Consider the following 17,966-nt stretch of genomic DNA (forward strand, 5'->3'; position numbering starts at 1 on the left):
GCGAAGCTTTGCCTGCAATCAGGGATCACAGCATAATTTTGGAGCTTCAATGATGAAAAAAATACTGATAAGTTTCTTCGGCCTGCTACTCGTTGCCGGATTAGCGATCGCGGGTTACTGGTTTTCAGGCTGGCTAGCCTTGCCTGAAACAGTGCCGCAACAAAGTGAGGTGTATCAGCAAGACTTTCGTACTGCCGCTGAGCAAGCTATGGCTGAACTGGTGCAGGCCCAGCAACAGCAGCAGTTACCGGCAGTAACGGCAGCAGTTGCCTGGCGTGGACAGTTGGTTTGGGCTGGTGCTGCAGGTTATGCCGATCTAGCCAGCCAAACTGCGGTGACTGTGCAAAGTCAGTTTCGCATCGGCAGTACGTCAAAAGCGGTTACAGCAACAGCATTAGCCATAGCGGTCGCTGCCGGAGACATTGATCTTGATAGTCCAATTAGCCGCTACATGCCGGAGCTACCTAATCCGGCATGGCAAAACTTTACCTTACGACAGCTGATGTCGCATACCGCAGGGTTGCCGGGTTATGAGGAAAATACTGACAGAATCGGTGCTATCAGGACACTACTGAAGCAACGTCATTTCTCTGATGTAACAGATTCTCTGGCACTGTTTGACGAAAGTGAGTTGCTGTTTAGTCCCGGTACAAACTTTCACTACAGCTCTTTTGACGTTAATCTGGCCAGTGCTGTGCTACAAAGTGCTGTACAACAGCCATTTTTGCAATATCTGCAACAAGAAGTTAGTGAGCCACTACAACTGAGTTCATTGTCTGCTGATTACACTGGCCAGCTTTTACCGAACCGGGTAAGTTTTTATTTTAACCACGATGGTTATGCCAAACTACATTGGCCAGTAAACTTAAGCCAGAAATGGGCTGGTGGCGGCTTAATCGCCAGCTCTGCTGATCTGGCCCGATTGGGCTCTGCCTGGTTTGATGCGGATTTCATTCCTGCAGCAATACAACAAGAATTCTGGACGCCGCAAAAACTCAGCAACGGCGAAGTTAATCAACAATTTTATGCCTTGGGCTGGCGACACTTCTCACAGGATTACTTATTCTGTAACAAGCAGGACCCACTGAGTAGAACCATTAGTTTTGTCCATCATGGTGGCGTGTCTGATGGTGCCCAAAGCTGGCTGGTACTGTATCCGGAACTACAACTAGTGGTTGCGATGAACGCTAATACAGTAAAAGAAAACTACTGTGATTTTGCCGGGCAGGCAGCACGTATCACCCGGCCGTTTTTGCAGCAGATAGCGCCAGACTGGCTAGTTCCGCAGCTATAGTGCTGGTATGTGATATTAATAAAAAAGGCGGCCATCAGGCCGCCTGCACTACAAAAACTCGCTTAGCTTAAAGCGCCGCAATCTCGGCTTGTTGGGCCTGCAGCTTAACCACTGCCTGCTCCAGCTCCGCTTGTTTGGCGCGCTCTTTTTCCAGTACCACTTCCGGTGCTTTCGCCACAAAGCCTTCATTGCTAAGCTTGCCAGCCACACGGGCCAACTCTTGTTGAGTTTTCTCCAGCTGTTTGGCAATGCGGCTTAGTTCGGCGTCTTTATCAATTAAACCGGCCATTGGAATAAGTAAGTCCATGCTACCTATTAACTGCGTGGCGCAGGTTGGGGCTGGCGCATCTGCAGACAGCACAGTGATTTGCTCCAGCTTGGCCAGGTTCATCAGAAAGCTTTCGTTTTCAGTTAAACGGCGCTGCTCTTCGCTGTTTAGGTTACGCAGCAATATGCTAAGCGGCTTACCCGGTGCAATATTCATCTCACCGCGCACGTTACGAATGGCGGTGATCACGGCTTTTAACCATTCCAGATCATTCGTTGCCGTAGCATCCACCAGGCTGTCATCTACCTGCGGATAAGCTTGCAGCATAATGCTGTCAGCGGTGATATTGGCCAGCGGTTTTACCGATTGCCAGATGGTTTCGGTAATAAACGGTATGATTGGGTGCATTAAGCGCAGCAGGCTTTCTAACACAGTAACCAGTGTATGGCGTGTTGCGCGTTGCTGGGCGGCGTTGCCTTTAAACAGTACCGGCTTGGTCAGCTCTAAATACCAGTCACAGAATTGATTCCAGGTAAATTCGTACAAGGCGGTGGCAGCTAAATCGAAGCGATAGGTATCAAAATACTGCCGCACTTGTTTAACCGTTTGCTGGTACTGCGCCAATATCCACTTGTCGGCCAGCGATAACTGCATGTCGCCGCCGTTAAAGCCGCAGTCCTGGCCTTCAGTATTCATCAACACATAGCGGCTGGCGTTCCACAGTTTATTGCAGAAGTTGCGGTAGCCCTCTAAGCGCTTCATATCCCAGTTAATATCCCGGCCGGTAGAGGCCAGTGCGGCTAAGGTAAAGCGCAGCGCATCGGTACCGCTGGCGCTGATACCTTCAGGGAATTGCTTGCGGGTACGCTCGGCAATTTTCTCAGCATCTTTGGGCTGCATCATATTACTGGTACGTTTGGCCAGTAACTCGTCCAGCGTGATGCCGTCGATCATATCCAGCGGGTCAACCACGTTGCCCTTGGATTTTGACATCTTATCCCCGTTTTCATCGCGGATAAGCCCGGTAACATAGACAGTTTTAAACGGTACCTGCGGCTTGCCGTCTTTATCTTTAATAAAGTGCATGGTCATCATGATCATTCTGGCTACCCAGAAGAAAATAATGTCAAAGCCGGTTACCAGCACATTGGTAGGGTGGAAAGTGCGCAGTGCCTCGGTATCGTCCGGCCAGCCCAGGGTAGAAAAGGTCCACAACGCCGAGCTGAACCAAGTGTCTAATACGTCATCATCCTGCTTTAGCGTAATGCTGTCGGCTAACTGATGTTTGGCGCGCACTTCGGCTTCATCGCGGCCAACGTATACTTTGCCGTTTTGATCGTACCAGGCCGGAATACGGTGGCCCCACCATAGCTGACGCGATATACACCAATCCTGAATGTCGCGCATCCAGCTGTAGTACATGTTTTCGTACTGCTTGGGCACAAATTCAATCTGGCCGCTTTCTACTGCTTCAGTAGCAGTTTTCGCTAGTGGTGCAACCCGTACATACCATTGATCGGTGAGCAAGGGTTCAATTACCACGCCGCTACGGTCACCGTATGGCAGGGTGTTGTTGTGATCTTCTACTTTTTCCAGCAAACCGGCCGCATCAAAGGCAGCGACAATAGCTTTACGTGCGGCATAGCGGTCCAGCCCCTGATACTCAGCCGGAATAACACCAATCAGCGCCGGGTTTAATTCGCCATTGGCATGAAAGCCTTCCCCCTCGCTGCGGATAGTGGCGTCTGGTGTCATCACGTTAATCATTGGCAGCTGATGGCGCTTGCCTACCTCATAGTCGTTAAAATCATGGGCCGGGGTAATTTTGACGCAGCCGGTGCCTTTCTCCATATCGGCGTGTTCATCGGCCACCACAGGAATACGGCGGTTTACCAGTGGCAGAAGGATTTCTTTGCCAATCAGCGCTTTATAGCGTTCATCTTCCGGGTTTACCGCTACACCGGTATCACCCAGCATAGTTTCCGGCCTGGTGGTGGCGACAACCAGATAATTTTTTCCGTCGGCCGTTACTGCACCATCGGCCAACGGATAGCGCAGGTGCCACATCTGGCCTTTTTGCTCTTTGTTTTCCACTTCCAGGTCGGAGATGGCGGTGTGTAGTTTCGGATCCCAGTTTACCAGACGTTTGCCACGGTAAATTAAATCATCTTCATACAGGCGAACGAACACTTCCTGCACCGCATTGGATAAGCCTGCATCCATGGTAAAACGTTCGCGCTGCCAGTCTACCGAGTTACCTAAACGGCGCATTTGCGAGGTAATAGTACCGCCGGATTCTTCTTTCCACTGCCAGACTTTTTCAATAAAAGCCTCGCGCCCCAGTTGATGGCGGCCAGGTAAGCCTTCAGCGGCCAGTTTACGCTCTACTACCATTTGGGTAGCAATACCGGCATGGTCGGTACCTACCTGCCACAGGGTGTTTTTACCCTGCATGCGCTGGTAACGGGTTAAGGCATCCATAATGGTTTGCTGAAAGGCATGGCCCATATGCAGGCTGCCGGTAACATTTGGCGGCGGGATCATAATGCAGTAGTTACCGTTGCTCTCGTCACCATGCGGCGCAAAGTAGCCTTTAGCCTGCCAGGCGTTATACATTGCCTGTTCTATTTCACTGGGGTTAAACGTTTTTTCCATGATAGTACCTGTGCTCAGTTGGCATTAACGGTTTGCGGGTTAACGCCCAACTGACGATATTGCTTAAAACGCTCCCGCGCCTGGGCTTTGAGTTGCTCAGCGGCGGGAACAAATTCGATGATTTGGCTAAAGCGGTTGGCAAAAGCCGGAATTTCTGTGGCTAAATTAATCAGCACCTGGCGGTTTTGCCGTGGCGCCTGCCAGCTTATTTCTACCGGCGCGCCGTATTTCGGGCCTTCGCCGCTTAAGTTATGCGGCACAAAACGCTCGGCATCAAACTGCCACAGCAGTTCGTCAAATGCTTCGGCCTGTTGCTGGCTGGCAGTATAAACGAAAACCCGTTGCTTGGCGCGGTACAAGTCGGCACAAAGCTGGCAAGCTAAAGTAAAATGAGCTGGCGTGGTGCTCAGCTCATTTTGTCTTGCTTGATCTTCTGCTGGCGTGTCGCTTAGCAGATAAAAGCTAACTTGCATTAATGATCCTGTTGCTGGCCAACCCGGTTAATTAAAAACTGAGTGAGCAAAGGCACTGGCCGGCCGGTGCTGCCTTTATCTTTGCCACCACTGCGCCAGGCGGTACCGGCAATATCCAGGTGTGCCCAGTTATATTTGCGGGTAAAGCGCGATAAAAAGCAGGCGGCAGTAATAGTGCCAGCGGCGCGGCCACCTAAGTTACTGAAATCGGCAAAGGGGCTTTCCAGTTGGTCCTGGTAATCATCCCACAGCGGCAGGCGCCAGGCGCGGTCACCACTTTGCTCTGAGGCATTTAAAATTTCATGCGCCAGCGGGTTATGGTTACTCAGCAAGCCGGTAGCATGTTTACCCAACGCGATAACGCAAGCGCCGGTTAAAGTGGCTACGTCGATTACCAGCTCCGGATCAAAACGCTCAACATAGGTTAACGCATCGCACAACACTAAGCGGCCCTCAGCATCGGTGTTTAATACTTCCACCGTTTGGCCCGACATCGTGGTTAAAATATCACCCGGCCGGTAGGCGTTGGCGTCCGGCATGTTCTCGGCGCCAGCCAACACAGCGACGATATTAATCGGCAGGTTTAAATTGACCACCGCATGCATGGTACCCAGTACAGAGGCGGCGCCACACATGTCGTATTTCATTTCGTCCATACCATCGCCAGGCTTTAAGCTAATGCCGCCGGAGTCGAAAGTTAAGCCTTTACCTACCAGTACTACCGGCGCGCTGTCATTGCCGGCGCCGTTGTACTTAATAACCGCCATACGCGGGCCATTCACTGAACCACGACCAACGGCCAGGTAAGAGTTCATACCATGTGCCGCCAGCTCTTCGGGGCCTAATACGTCAACGCTGATTTTGGCTGAACTTTCAGCCAGCAACAGCGCCTGATCGGCCAGATATTGCGGCGTGCAGATATTCGGCGGCATATTGCCAACGTCTTTACATTGTTTGATACCAGCAGCGATGGCTAAGCCATGCTCTACTGCTTTTTCGCCGATGGTTAAGTCGCGCCGGGTCGGCACATTAAACACAATTTTACGCAGTGGGCGGCGGGTTTCATCTTTTTTGCTTTTTAAGCGATCAAATACGTACAGGCAGTCTTGCGTGGTTTCTACCGCATGACGCACTTTCCAGTATGTGTCGCGGCCCTTTACATGCAATTCAGATAAAAAGCACACCGCTTCCATTGAACCGGTTTCGTTCAGCGTGCTGATGGTTTTGGCAATAATCTGCCGGTACTGGCGCTCGTCCAGCTCACGCTCTTTACCGCAGCCAACTAATAATACGCGCTCGCTCAGTACGTTAGGCACATGGTGCAGTAACAACATCTGGCCTGGTTTACCTTCCAAATCGCCGCGGCGCAGTAAGTTGCTGATATATCCTTCACTGATTTTATCCAGTTGTTCTGCTACGGCGGAAAGACGGCGAGGCTCATACACGCCAACCACAATGCATGCACTGCGTTGTTTTTCCGGACTTCCGCTTTTTACGCTGAACTCCATACTAACTCCTGATTCTAATAGACTGTGCTAACATAACCTGCACATATATGGCCAAATTCTACCGTGAATTTATAAAAAAGCTCGGTTTTCTAAGCCGTTTGGTCGATAATAATTGCTATAAATATCAAGTTTACTGAAAAATCGCTAGGGTTCCAGCAAAAAGGCAGGTTTTTAGGGGGCGTTTTGATCATTTTTCGTTACCTGTTAGCTGAGGTATTTAAGTCACAGCTGGCGGTATTTGTCATTCTGATGACCATTATCATTAGCCAGCGCTTTGTCAAAATTCTGGCCGATGCTTCTGAAGGTGAACTTCCCGGGCAACTGGTTATGAGCATCGTTGCGCTGAAGTTGCCGCAACTGGCCGTGATTATTCTGCCACTCAGTGCCTTTGTTGGCATATTGGTAGCCTATGGCCGCGTATATGCTGACAGTGAAATGACCGTGCTGCACGCCACCGGCGTAAGCGAATGGTATGTTACCCGCCTTACATTATTATTGTCGCTGATACTGGCCATAGCCGCAGGCTCAGTGACGTTATATCTAAGCCCCTGGGCTACCGAGCAGGAATACCGCTTGTTAGAAAAAGCTGATGCCAATGCCGGGCTTATCTCTTTGGTTCCCGGACGGTTTCAGCATACCTCAAACGAAAATGCGGTGATCTTTGTCCAAAGCATCAGCCGTGACAATGGCGAATTGCAAAAAGTATTTGTGGCGCAAAATAATGCCCGCGACACTCAGGGCGGTCATTCTATTGTGTATGCCATGTCAGGTAATGTTAAGGAAGATATCAGTGGTGCCCAGACAATGCAGCTTGAACAAGGCCGCCGTTATGCCGGTGACGTGAAATCCCCGGCCTTTGAAATTACTGAATTTGACCGCTACCTGATACAGATCCGCGAGCAGGAAGTAGAACAACGCAGACGCAAACTTGGCAGCCTGCCAACCTCCGAGCTATATGGCATGGACAGCAACGAAGCCCTCGCTGAGTGGCACTGGCGTATTGCCATTCCGTTATCTATTCCGCTGCTGGCGTTAATCGCAGTACCGTTAAGCCGGGTTAACCCGCGTCAGGGTAAGTTTGGCCGCTTACTACCGGCCTTGCTGCTGTATCTGGGGTATTACTCTTTACTGATTATCGCCCGCTCAGCACTGGAAGATGGCAAAATCCCGCCTGCCTTGGGTATGTGGTGGCTGCACTTCAGTGCCCTGCTAGTAGGGGTAGTGTTGATTATGCGCCACCGTTCCAGCGCACAACGTTTTCAAGCCTGGTTAGCGGGTAGAACTTAACATGCTGAAAATTATTGATATCTATATCGGCCGTACTATTTTAACCACCACAATGCTGGCATTAAGTGTGTTGTTGGTTATTTCGGCCATGTTTAAGTTTATCGATCAGATGCGCTCTGTCGGCCGGGGGTACTACGACATGGTACACGCCGCGCTGTATACGCTTTACAGTGTGCCTGGTGATTTGGTCACTTTTTTTCCGATGGCAGCGCTAATAGGCGGTTTAATTGGCCTTGGCATGCTGGCTAGCAACAGCGAGCTGGTGGTTATGCAAGCCGCCGGTTTATCGCGTTTTAATATTATTAGTTCGGTAATGAAAACCGCTGTTATCATGATGCTTATTGTAATGGCAGTAGCCGAATGGGGGGCACCAATAAGCGATCGCGCCGCCCGTGAACTGCGCACTAAAGCGATTTCAGACGGTAATCTGTTTGCTGCACAACAAGGGATATGGGCCAAAGACGGTGATCAGTTTGTCAATATCGGCAAGGTAGATGATCTTGGCAACCTGACCGATGTAATAATTTATCAGTTTGATACCGATCTTAAGCTGGTGTCTATCGTTAGCGCAGATAGTGCGGTATATCGTAGTGATGCCTGGCAGTTACAACACGTAGTACGGCAGGATTTTACTGCCGACAGAATATTAAAGCAGCTGGCAGCACAGCAAAGCTGGCGCTCATCATTAACCCCGGACAAACTCAGCGTAGTTACCATAAAACCGGAAATGCTCTCACTAACCGGTTTGAATGATTACGTAGACTATCTGCAGCAAAACGCGCAGGAATCCAGCCGCTATGAACTGGCATTCTGGCGTAAAGCTCTGCAACCCCTGACCATAGCCGCAATGTTACTAATGGCGTTGTCGTTTATTTTCGGCCCGTTAAGAAGCGTAACCATGGCAGCAAGAGTGTTGATGGGTATTCTTACCGGCTTTGCGTTTTATATGAGCAACGAAGTGTTTGGGCCGGTAGCGCTGGTGTATCAGTTGCCACCACTGGCCGGCGCCATGGTGCCCAGCCTGCTGTTTATCGGGCTATCGGTGTATTTTATGCGAAAGAAAGTCTAACGCGCAGAAATAAACCAGATTGTGCTAAGCCAACCGTTGAAGGCATGGATGCTGACAAATTCACCGGGAGCGAATTTGAACAGCTGTGCTGGTCCGTAGGATAAACTTCATGGATGAAGTTTATAATCGAGCCTATAGGGACATATTTACGGCGTGTTGGCGTGTACAATCTGGTTGTTATGTTTTACCTCGCTGCCTTATGCAGGTTTAGCAGTTTACTTTGCTCTTTGGTCAGTACTATTACCTGGGTATTACTAAGCTGATCCTGCAACGCCAGGCCTTTACCCCAGCGCAACCAAAGCCAGAAATTACCCAGCCCCAACAACGCCGTAACAGCACGTACCAGCCCCTGTTTAAAACTGATAGCTGCACCATCCTGTTGTACCAGAAACAAACGCCAGGCCCGCATCCCCAGAGTTTGGCCACCTTTGTACCAGAAATACAGATAAAACCAGAAAAACCAGAATACCGAGTACAACTGAAACCAGATTTTATGCCGGGTAATAAAATCGGCATGATCGGTATAGTTAGCCAGCGAAATTACGCCAACGCTGTTTAACAGTGCCACCAGCAACAACGCCAACGCCATGGCCGCCATCCACAGTGCAGCCAGAATTAGCCAGTCATACATAATAGCCGCCATACGGCGAATTAAGCCCGCGCGGGGTGCATTAGCAAACATAACGTCGTCCGATAATTAAAACTGCGCAAGTATACCATGCAGCAGCTATTTTTCGAAGCCGCAGCCAACTCTGGCGGCTTTTCTACCAGGAGTGGTATACATTGCTTCAATACGAATTTACCTGTTTTATATAAGAATTATCTTTATTGGGCACAATATTGAAACGGAAACGGTTAAACATTAAAAGGATAGCAAGCACACTCCCCCCTTCTATTTCATTAGGAAGCCAGCGTAGCTCTATAGAAACCCTCATAATATTAATTGATATTTTTCGCTGGCATCCTTTCTTATCTTTCAACATCTAGGTAAGATTTCATTGAATCAGGTTTTGTACTCTTAAACTCAGAGGTGGAAATATGGCTTCGCTGATCAAAACGACATCATTATGGCTATTAATAGTCGTTTTGTTATTTGGCTGTGCCTCTCCGGCGAAATTAGGTAAAGCAGATACGTCAGGGTTTCATGGCGCCAACGCGACAATCTTTGTTGAATACACTCTACCTCCTGATACAGAGCTGACTGCTGAGGAATCGGCAAAACTGCATAATGAGCGCCTGCGCGAAATCAACGAAATGCTACAAAGTTATGGTTTCACGCCTGTTACTAACAATACTGCCAACTTTCGTATCACCATAACTGAAAGTGCTGCCGAAGATATTACCGGCGACTGGGCAGGTGCATTAGGCGTTAACGCAGTCATATTTACGCTGGGTATAGTGCCAGCTATTTTTACCTATCGCTCCAGAATGCACTACGAGCTATGGCAAGGGCAGGAACGCCTGCATGCCATTGATACTCCAGCACAATGGGATGAAGCAATGGGGTTGGTGTCAATCTCATCTACACTAAGTCGTGCCGATGCTGCCAGACTTAAAGCCCGGACAGAAGCCCATGACAGCGTGCTCAGCTTATGGATTGAACAAGGGTCGTTTGAATGAGCCACCTCACCGTTAATTTACTGCGCATTACAACCTGCCTTGCCCTGTTGAGTATACCGGCACAGGTTTATGCAGGCCGTTATCAACCGGCAGATAAGTGGACTCAAAGCGTAAGAACGGCCGAGCCATTTCTGCAGTATCGCTTAGGTGTTGTTGAATTTAAAGACAGCACCGGCGACGAATGGCTAGAATATATGGCTGATCTGCGAGCCACCCTGAGAGCTGCAAACTACTTCCAGACCACCAGTGCACCGCGATTACGGCTACAAATTGAACGCACTTATCTGAGTGGTGAAACCAACAGTGACGGTTGCAAAACAACGCCCGGCACGTTAGCACTAACCTATCATTTTCTTGATGGCGAGCGCGAAGTTAACCGGATTGAAATTACTACTCAAGCGCCAGTTAGTGGCAGTAACAACAATTTTGATGCCGCTATGGCCGGTAATTTAAAATATTTGCTGCTGGAACTCCGTAAAATGCACGGAGAAGCCGCATTTGCCGCCCAAGCCACCACTATGGCAAATGACATTCAGCAAACTCTGGGAGGCGGTTCCAATTTAGGCTGCACAGTTGGCGTTGCACTTGCAAACGGTTTTGTGGCAACAGTAGAAGGAACTATCGCCGTATTCAAAGGCGTAGGTGAGGTTGCTGGCGCTGCACTGGAAGTTGCGGCGAGCCCGGAGTTTCACAATACATTAAATGCAGAAATGGCGAATTACAATGCGCAGCAGGTAGAGCAACAAGCATATATCAATGAGCTGAATGCTCAGGCAAATTCACAGGCTGAAATCGCACGCCAGCAACAAGAAGCCCAACAGAAAGCAAAAGCAGCGCAAGATCAGGCCGGGCGTGAAGCCTTAGCACGGCAACTTGCAGATGGTATTGCCTACCGCAACCTGCAAATAGCCAATACTAATGATGCAGCCACGTTGCAACGCCTGCATCGTGATAATGAAGCAGCACTGCAGGCAGCACAGCAAATTGGTATGCATAGCTATGTGTCTGGTATGGCAACGCAGTCAACCCAGGCGGGTTTTGATCAAGCACGGGCTGAGCGCACAGCACAGGCGCAGGCTGACCAGCAAAAGATTGCTGAACAAGCCCGTGTCCGACGCGAACAGGAAGTTAAGCAGCAGGCAGAAGCTGCCCGTGCAGAGCAGCAACGGTTAGCCGATCAGGCCCGTATGCAGCGTGAACAGGAGGCTAAACAACGAGCCGAGGAGCAGCGGCTTGCAGCGGAACGTGCCGAACAGGAGAAAAAGCAAGCATGGGCCGGTTATTTAGCCGCATATAAGCGCAGTATTCGTTTAGGTGCTAAACAATGCGACGGCAAAGAACAACCTTACCGATTAATTGGTGATCGCCCGCCTAACCCATTACCAAAAATAATCTCTCACTATTCTTCGTGTATTTCAGTTCAATACGAAGCCCGTTGCCCCGGCACGCCACGCGGGGCCGGTTTACGAAGTACACAGTATAACTTTACCGGTATGGGTTTAGGTTGTTTATCTGCTGAATCACTTATGCCGCAGAGGTTATCCTGCAAAGACGAAGAGGTAATAGTTGAAACTCTGGAGGTAACAGGTTGCAGCTAACAGATATAGCCTAGTAAAAGAAATACGCCGGACCATAACCAGTAGCGGTAAGATATGACCATTGCTGCATTTTTGTCCAACTGAAAGCCAGACGGATAAATTCGCTTGCGCTACCAGAAACGGATCGTATAATGCAGGCGTTTACCTCAAAATATCCCTCAATGCCTGGGTGGCGAAATCGGTAGACGCAGCGGATTCAAAATCCGCCGGGGGAAACTCCGTGTCGGTTCGAGTCCGACCCTAGGCACCAAATATATCAATAGCTTACCTCATTTATACACTTATCAGTTCTGTATTCACAGTAGCTACTGCGCAACTTCTGTTAGCATTTTTATCACTCTGTGCCACACTTGTTTACTCAAATGCGTATCCAGGTGCCCGATGAACCGGTGTTATATTACATTACTGCTATTGGTTGCAGTATTTTGTAACCCCCTGCCAGCCCAGACTGACACAGTGTGGTTGTCGAGTAGCAATTATTACCCGCATTATGCGGAAGATCTGCCGCAACAAGGTGCAGTAAGTGAAATAATCCGCCAGGCATTTTTACTGCAGGGGATCGGTATAGAGATTGATTTTATGCCATTTGCCCGCGCCTACCGCGAAAGCCAGCAGGCAAATTATATTGGCTTGATAGCGGCCTGGTATGACGATAAACGCGCTGAGCACTTTTATTACTCCCAGCCTTTGTATGCAAACCAAATAGTATTTTTTAAACATAAGGATATCACAGTCAGCTACCGTGATTATGCAGACTTGGCGCAGCAAAAATTACGTATAGCTGTAGTGCAGGGCTACCTGCATTTGCCAGGTTTACTGGAAAGCGGTATTACCGCTGTGCAGGTAGCAACCGACGAGCAGGCGCTTCAAATGCTGGCGCGCGGCCGGGTTGATTTAGTGCCGGCAGACAAACTTAACGGCCTTTATCTAGTTGACGAAAAATTACCACAATACGCCGGGCAATTGGACTGGATGACACCAGCGCTGGAGCAACGGCCCATGTACCTGCTGTTATCGAAAAAAGACCCACGCTCAGAAATGCTGATACAACGGTTTAATAACGGCTTGCAGCAGTTACGCCAATCGGGCCAGTATCAGCAAATTATTGATAACCTGCTCCCTCTCCCTGACAGCAAAAAATAAACTTTAATTGACATTTTTGCATCAATTTGAAACAATTAATCAATTGTAAATTTATTGTTTATATAATCTGCTGTTTTCACAGCAAAGTAAGGTGGCAGGATGCTGGACAAACAATACAGCGGCGTAGTATTGGAAGATAAATGGGGTAATACCTATTTATGCAGCAACAGCTTGCTGGCCTATTCAGATTTAGGGCAGGATTACCTGTGGAAAGTACAGGACAGGATATACGGCAGCTACTTTTTACATGACTTAGCCCCCCACTGGGACTTACGCCGTGTATGGGGCGAGATGTACCAGCATGCCAGGCCATGGGAACATAACTTAACCAAATATACCGACTTTCAGCTGCGCGACAGCCTGCTAAGCCTGTTTGCTGAACGCAAAATGTGGGTATGGCAACTGACCGAGGGCTGGAGCAAACCACCAGCAGACAACGGTATAGGCGACGGAGGCTCAGCCCCGGCTGCCAGTAGCAATGCAACACCGGCAGGTAAAGGCAATAAACCCGGTGGTGGTGTCGCAGCGGAAGGATCAACTGCAGCAAAAATTGCCAGTCATAGCCCTGCTGCCTTAGCGCTGGCCGAGCTAAGTGACGTTCAAGCCCGTCAGTTACGCTATCAACAACGGCAATTGTTATTGGGCAACACCGCTGGTATTCCATCGTTAAAACAGGCTCATGACAGGCTTAGCCTTAATAACGACAATATTTTGCGTGCAGAGGCTGCGCAGTACGTTTATAAGGTGGATGAGTTTAATCGCGGCGCTTTGGATGTATTACCAAGCCCACCGGTTGGTCTAACAATTGTCAGCCCGGAAGAGATAGGTCTGACTCAAGCCGATTTTACCAATACACAAACCGGATTTGGCGCAGCCTTATTCAGATCTGAGATCAGCGGCGAAACCATGCTGACTTACCGGGGCACTAATAATGCGGTAACAGGTAAAGAAGATTGGCTAACTAACCTTAAGCAAGGCAATGGACTGCAGACCGAACAATATAATCAGGCGATGGATTTAGCCCGTGGCATACGACAAACTATTGGGAATGACTTTTCAATCGTCGGCCACTCTTTGGGGGGAGGCCTGGCCTCTTCAGGAGTAGCCGTAACCGGACAACCGGGATATACCTTTAATTCGGCAGGGTTACATCCTAAAACCGCCGGTAGGCAGAATGGCCTTTCTTTGGCGGAGGTATCTAAGCTCATCACTACGCAAGCGGTAAAAGGCGAGGTATTAACGATGGCTCAAAGCCTTGGCACAAAAGCCGTATTGGCCGGAGCTGCAACAGCTATGGGGGGGCCGGTAGCAGGTATGCTTACAGCAATTGGATTAGCTGCCTTTAGTACATTGCCTAAAGCAAGCGGTACTATGTTAGATTTACCTAGCGTACAGGGCGGTAACCCAATCACTCGCCACGGTATGGATCAGGTGGTTGAAGGTATTGAAGCGCAAAAAGATGAAGACATTCAAACACTCGGCGGTATTTAAAAAGGCTTAGTATGGCTAGTTTAAAAATATTATTGTCAGCCGGGCATAAGCTGCTTCCCGTTTTAATTATGATGCTTGTTGGCCTGCTTAGCAGCTGCAAGTCAGAAGGAAAGGATATGAAAGCCGAACTATTTTTCTCTGCTGAAATGGTTAATTTACTGCACGCAATTCAGCGCAAAGACGAAAAAACAGCAACGTCGCTTATAGAGCGAGGTGTTAACCTGAATGTTCACGGTGATGAAGGTATCACCCCCCTGCTATGGCTGATTATGCAAAAAGACCCTGCAGCGGTGGAGCTAGCACTGCAATTGGGCGCCGATGCCAACTTTCCGGCGATGGTAAAAATTAACCGTGAAGGCCCCAAACCAGCCCAGCCGCTGGCCATTTTAGCCGGTGATGGTGACAACAAGTTATTTAGCCTGTTGTTAAAATATGGCGCAGATCCTGACTCAAGAGATGAATCAACCGGCCGCCCGGCATTATTTAACATTCTAGGGCACGACAACTGGGAGCAGTTTCAGCTGTTGCTAAAAGCCGGTGCAGACATTAACGCACGGGATAACACCAATCGTAATGCTGCATTGTATGCGGCCACCTTACTGAAATACGATTTCGTCGTTAAACTGCTTGAACTTGGTATCGACTTCAAAGAGCCCAACAAGAGCGGTGTTACTCTGGCTCACGCTATAGAGACTATATTTGAAGACAACCGCAGAAATTCAAATTTTAAAATAAGCGAAAACGTGTATACCGCGAAAAAAATGCTTGAAGCAAAGGGCGTTACTTTCCCCCCTCCTACCCCCAAAGAAGTTAAAGCCCAGCAGGGTATAAAATAGTTACAGCTAAATTACAGCCACCTTAATTGCGTGGAAATAATACCAGGTGATCCAAATCAAGCCGGATGCCAATTTGCTCGCCAATAGCGTGGTTATGGTGGCTTAATGCTAAGCATTGCACCGGCTCGCCACTTTGCAGTTTTAGCTGATACATAATGTGCGAGCCGCGAAAGGCTTTATCTGTTACCTGGGCAGTAATACCACTATTGTCATCATGCACTATGTCATCCGGCCGGATCAGCACATCTACTTTATCACCCGGCTTTGCTGTACTGGCATAACGCTGACGAAACAGCCCCAGACTGGTTTGCACCTGCTGTGCATCGAGCATGGTGCCGGGTAACAGCACGCCACGGCCGATAAAGTCGGCCACAAAGCGGTTTTGTGGCTTGTGGTATAGCTCATACGGCGTAGCCCACTGTTGCAGGCGGCCATGTTGCATTACGCCTATCATATCGGCCATGGCAAAAGCTTCGTTTTGATCATGCGTTACCATTACTGCAGTAATATGCAGCTGTTGTAAAATTTGCCGTATTTCACGTGCCAGGCCTTCACGCAGCTCGGTATCCAGGCTGGAGAAAGGCTCGTCCAGCAGTAATACTTTTGGCTCAGGAGCCAATGCTCTTGCCAGTGCCACCCGCTGTTGTTGCCCGCCGGATAACTGATGAATATAACGCTGGCCCAAATCTGGTAAGCCCACCAGTTGTAACAGCTGCTTTACCTTAGCCGCTTTAGTTGCCTTTGATGTTTTCAGTAAACCAAAGCTGATATTGTCGGCCACGCTAAGATGGGGAAATAACGCAAAGTCCTGAAATACCATCCCCACATGGCGCTGCTCGGGTGCCAGTTGCACGGTTGCGCTGCTAACCGTTTGCTGTTGCAGGCTGATACTGCCCTCAGCTACCGGCTCAAAACCGGCAATGGCACGCAACAAAGTGGTTTTGCCGCAACCAGACGGGCCAACTAAGCAGCCTATCTGGCCCTGTGCTAATGACAGGCTGATGTCTTTCACCACAGTATGGCCAGCGTAAGCTACCGCTACCTTTTGTAAATCCAGCATTAAAGCTTTCCTTTTAAACTCGAATCTACTGAGCGCGCCAGCAGGATCACCGGTAATAAACTTACCAGCACAATGGCCAGTGCAGGCAGCGCTGCATCAGCTAAACGCTCATCTGATGCCAGTTCATAAGTACGTACCGCCAGCGTATTAAAGTTAAAAGGCCGTAAGATAAGCGTGGCAGGCAGTTCTTTTAATACATCAACAAACACCAGCAGTAATGCCGCCAGCACGCTGGAACGCAGCAGCGGTACATGCACCTTTTGTAATACCTGTAACGGCGTATAACCTAACGAACGCGCAGCGTTATCCATACTGGGTTTAATCCGCTCCAGCCCGGCTTCCACACTGTGCAGCGACACCGCTAAAAAGCGCACACTGTACGCCAGCAACAGCGCAAACAAGGTACCGGAAAAAATAAGCCCGGTACGGATGCCAAACCATTGCTCAGCCAGTAAATCGATTCGGCCATCCAGATAGGCCAGCGGTAACATTACGCCAATGGCGATAACGGTACCGGGCACAGCATAACCCAGCGCAGCAACACGCACCGGCGCCTGCACCAATACATCAGCACGCAGCCGCTTGCCATAGGCAAACAGTAAAGCCAGCAGCACAGAAATAACCGCCGCCATCGCTGCCAGCGAAAAGCTATTCCATACCAGTTGCCCAAACTGCGGCGTAAGGGCTTGCACATAATTGCTAAATGCCCAGCTAACCAACTGTAGCGCAGGAATAACAAAACCAAACAATACCGGCAGCAGACATAACAGTAGCAGTAATACCTGGCGCCCAACGCTAATGTTACGCCTTGGTGCAGCGTTACTGCGCTGGCCCTGATGATAGTAACGGATTTTACGCCGCGACCAGCGCTCCAGCAGCAGCAGCAATAAAACAAAACCAGTTAACATAGCCGCCAGTTGTGCAGCAGCCACCTGATTTCCCATACCAAACCAGGTACGGAAAATACCGGTGGTGAATGTAGTAACCCCAAAATACTGTACTGTGCCGTAGTCAGCAAAAGCTTCCATCATCGCCAGCGCAGTACCGGTTAAAATAGCCGGGCGCGCCAACGGTAATGCAACTTTCCAGAAGTGCTGCCGTGGTGTTAGCCCCAGGGTACGGCTGGCTTCAAATAAGGAGGCTGATTGTTCACGAAAGGCACTGCGCGCCAGCATATACACATAAGGATACAACACCAGCGACAGCATAATAATGGCGCCACTGAGCGAGCGTATTTGCGGAAACCAGTAGTCGCCATAGCGCCAGTCGAACTGAGCCCGTAGCGCAGTTTGCACAGGGCCGGCAAAGTCGAGCATACCGGTGTAGGTGTAAGCGATAATATAGGCAGGCATAGCCAGTGGCAGCAGTAACAACCACTCCAGCACTCGCCTGCCGACAAACTGATACTGGCTGATGATCCAGGCAGATGCCGTGCCCAGCAATAAGGCCCCTAAGCCTGTACCACCGGCCAGCACCAACGAATTGATGACATAGTCAGCCAGTACGGTCTGACGTAAATGCTGCCAAACTTCGGGTTGCGGGTTAAAAATACTGGCAAAAATGACCAGTACCGGCAGCGCCAGCACTAAGGCTGGCAGCAATACCGACCAACGCCAGATGTCACGCAAACCTGCTATCATCCGGCGCTTACTACATTATAAAAA

At 49.5% G+C, this 17,966-nt stretch carries 14 protein-coding genes and 1 tRNA gene; 9 read left to right on the forward strand and 6 right to left on the reverse strand.

Annotated elements, in window-relative coordinates; translation table 11 throughout:
• Positions 1-49: 49 nt before the first annotated feature.
• Positions 50-1,294 carry a serine hydrolase domain-containing protein gene (locus M2404_RS02700; RefSeq protein ID WP_259238156.1) on the forward strand — a complete coding sequence of 415 codons (1,245 nt, stop codon included), beginning with the start codon at positions 50-52 and terminating at the stop codon, positions 1,292-1,294.
• 67 nt (positions 1,295-1,361) lie between these two features.
• Here M2404_RS02700 and M2404_RS02705 read toward each other — a convergent pair whose 3' ends face one another.
• Genes M2404_RS02705 through pepA form a run of 3 tightly spaced genes read right to left on the reverse strand, consistent with a single transcriptional unit; the run spans position 1,362 to position 6,198 of the window.
• Entirely contained in the window at positions 1,362-4,217 is a 2,856-nt protein-coding gene (locus M2404_RS02705; RefSeq protein ID WP_259238157.1) for a valine--tRNA ligase, read from the reverse strand.
• 14 nt (positions 4,218-4,231) lie between these two features.
• Positions 4,232-4,690 carry a DNA polymerase III subunit chi gene (locus M2404_RS02710; RefSeq protein ID WP_259238158.1) on the reverse strand — a complete coding sequence of 153 codons (459 nt, stop codon included), beginning with the start codon at positions 4,688-4,690 and terminating at the stop codon, positions 4,232-4,234.
• Positions 4,690-6,198 carry a leucyl aminopeptidase gene (pepA, locus tag M2404_RS02715; protein ID WP_068233569.1) on the reverse strand — a complete coding sequence of 503 codons (1,509 nt, stop codon included), beginning with the start codon at positions 6,196-6,198 and terminating at the stop codon, positions 4,690-4,692. The genes M2404_RS02710 and pepA overlap by 1 nt, the downstream gene beginning before the upstream one ends.
• 183 nt (positions 6,199-6,381) lie before the next feature.
• On the opposite strand from pepA, the gene lptF reads away from it, so the two are divergent.
• Positions 6,382-7,485 (forward strand): LPS export ABC transporter permease LptF, encoded by a 1,104-nt coding sequence (lptF, locus tag M2404_RS02720; RefSeq protein WP_259238161.1) that lies wholly within the window; start codon positions 6,382-6,384, stop codon positions 7,483-7,485.
• 1 nt (position 7,486) lies between these two features.
• A complete protein-coding gene (lptG, locus tag M2404_RS02725; RefSeq protein WP_259238162.1) occupies positions 7,487-8,554 on the forward strand; it encodes an LPS export ABC transporter permease LptG in 1,068 nt (355 codons plus the stop codon).
• 184 nt (positions 8,555-8,738) lie between these two features.
• Here the strand turns inward: lptG and M2404_RS02730 are convergent, their stop codons facing one another.
• Entirely contained in the window at positions 8,739-9,236 is a 498-nt protein-coding gene (locus M2404_RS02730; RefSeq protein ID WP_259238163.1) for an RDD family protein, read from the reverse strand.
• Between the two features lie 356 nt (positions 9,237-9,592).
• On the opposite strand from M2404_RS02730, the gene M2404_RS02735 reads away from it, so the two are divergent.
• From M2404_RS02735 to M2404_RS02760, 6 genes are all read left to right on the forward strand, one after another.
• Positions 9,593-10,174, forward strand: a complete 582-nt coding sequence (locus M2404_RS02735) for a hypothetical protein (protein WP_259238164.1) — start codon at positions 9,593-9,595, stop codon at positions 10,172-10,174.
• A complete protein-coding gene (locus M2404_RS02740; RefSeq protein ID WP_259238165.1) occupies positions 10,171-11,772 on the forward strand; it encodes a cell envelope integrity protein TolA in 1,602 nt (533 codons plus the stop codon). Before M2404_RS02735 ends, M2404_RS02740 begins: the two co-directional genes overlap by 4 nt.
• Positions 11,773-11,935: 163 nt before the next feature.
• A tRNA-Leu gene (locus tag M2404_RS02745) sits at positions 11,936-12,022 on the forward strand.
• 131 nt (positions 12,023-12,153) lie between these two features.
• Positions 12,154-12,915: a substrate-binding periplasmic protein gene (locus M2404_RS02750; RefSeq protein ID WP_259238167.1), complete on the forward strand. Its 762-nt coding sequence runs from the start codon at positions 12,154-12,156 to the stop codon at positions 12,913-12,915.
• Between the two features lie 99 nt (positions 12,916-13,014).
• Positions 13,015-14,406, forward strand: coding sequence for a Tle-like phospholipase domain-containing protein (locus M2404_RS02755; protein ID WP_259238169.1), 1,392 nt, complete (start codon positions 13,015-13,017; stop codon positions 14,404-14,406).
• 116 nt (positions 14,407-14,522) lie between these two features.
• Positions 14,523-15,242 carry an ankyrin repeat domain-containing protein gene (locus M2404_RS02760; RefSeq protein WP_259238171.1) on the forward strand — a complete coding sequence of 240 codons (720 nt, stop codon included), beginning with the start codon at positions 14,523-14,525 and terminating at the stop codon, positions 15,240-15,242.
• A 22-nt stretch (positions 15,243-15,264) separates the two neighbouring features.
• Here M2404_RS02760 and M2404_RS02765 read toward each other — a convergent pair whose 3' ends face one another.
• Together M2404_RS02765 and M2404_RS02770 are read right to left on the reverse strand one after the other, a co-directional pair.
• The gene (locus M2404_RS02765; protein ID WP_259238172.1) at positions 15,265-16,302 is read right to left on the reverse strand and encodes an ABC transporter ATP-binding protein; all 1,038 of its coding nucleotides are present in this window, start codon (positions 16,300-16,302) and stop codon (positions 15,265-15,267) included.
• Positions 16,302-17,942, reverse strand: coding sequence for an ABC transporter permease (locus M2404_RS02770; protein ID WP_259238173.1), 1,641 nt, complete (start codon positions 17,940-17,942; stop codon positions 16,302-16,304). The genes M2404_RS02765 and M2404_RS02770 overlap by 1 nt, the downstream gene beginning before the upstream one ends.
• Positions 17,943-17,966 lie beyond the last annotated feature (24 nt).

The organism is Rheinheimera pacifica, assembly GCF_024809855.1.
In the GTDB taxonomy this organism is placed as follows: Bacteria; Pseudomonadota; Gammaproteobacteria; order Enterobacterales; family Alteromonadaceae; genus Alishewanella; species Alishewanella pacifica_A.

Excerpts from the sequence above, each read along its gene's own strand:
- M2404_RS02700 (WP_259238156.1), top strand. The coding sequence starts at position 50 with ATGATGAAAAAAATACTGATAAGTTTCTTCGGCCTGCTACTCGTTGCC.
- M2404_RS02705 (WP_259238157.1), bottom strand. The coding sequence starts at position 4,217 with ATGGAAAAAACGTTTAACCCCAGTGAAATAGAACAGGCAATGTATAAC.
- M2404_RS02710 (WP_259238158.1), bottom strand. The coding sequence starts at position 4,690 with ATGCAAGTTAGCTTTTATCTGCTAAGCGACACGCCAGCAGAAGATCAA.
- pepA (WP_068233569.1), bottom strand. The coding sequence starts at position 6,198 with ATGGAGTTCAGCGTAAAAAGCGGAAGTCCGGAAAAACAACGCAGTGCA.
- lptG (WP_259238162.1), top strand. The coding sequence starts at position 7,487 with ATGCTGAAAATTATTGATATCTATATCGGCCGTACTATTTTAACCACC.
- M2404_RS02730 (WP_259238163.1), bottom strand. The coding sequence starts at position 9,236 with ATGTTTGCTAATGCACCCCGCGCGGGCTTAATTCGCCGTATGGCGGCT.
- M2404_RS02735 (WP_259238164.1), top strand. The coding sequence starts at position 9,593 with ATGGCTTCGCTGATCAAAACGACATCATTATGGCTATTAATAGTCGTT.
- M2404_RS02740 (WP_259238165.1), top strand. The coding sequence starts at position 10,171 with ATGAGCCACCTCACCGTTAATTTACTGCGCATTACAACCTGCCTTGCC.
- M2404_RS02750 (WP_259238167.1), top strand. The coding sequence starts at position 12,154 with ATGAACCGGTGTTATATTACATTACTGCTATTGGTTGCAGTATTTTGT.
- M2404_RS02755 (WP_259238169.1), top strand. The coding sequence starts at position 13,015 with ATGCTGGACAAACAATACAGCGGCGTAGTATTGGAAGATAAATGGGGT.
- M2404_RS02760 (WP_259238171.1), top strand. The coding sequence starts at position 14,523 with ATGAAAGCCGAACTATTTTTCTCTGCTGAAATGGTTAATTTACTGCAC.
- M2404_RS02765 (WP_259238172.1), bottom strand. The coding sequence starts at position 16,302 with ATGCTGGATTTACAAAAGGTAGCGGTAGCTTACGCTGGCCATACTGTG.
- M2404_RS02770 (WP_259238173.1), bottom strand. The coding sequence starts at position 17,942 with ATGATAGCAGGTTTGCGTGACATCTGGCGTTGGTCGGTATTGCTGCCA.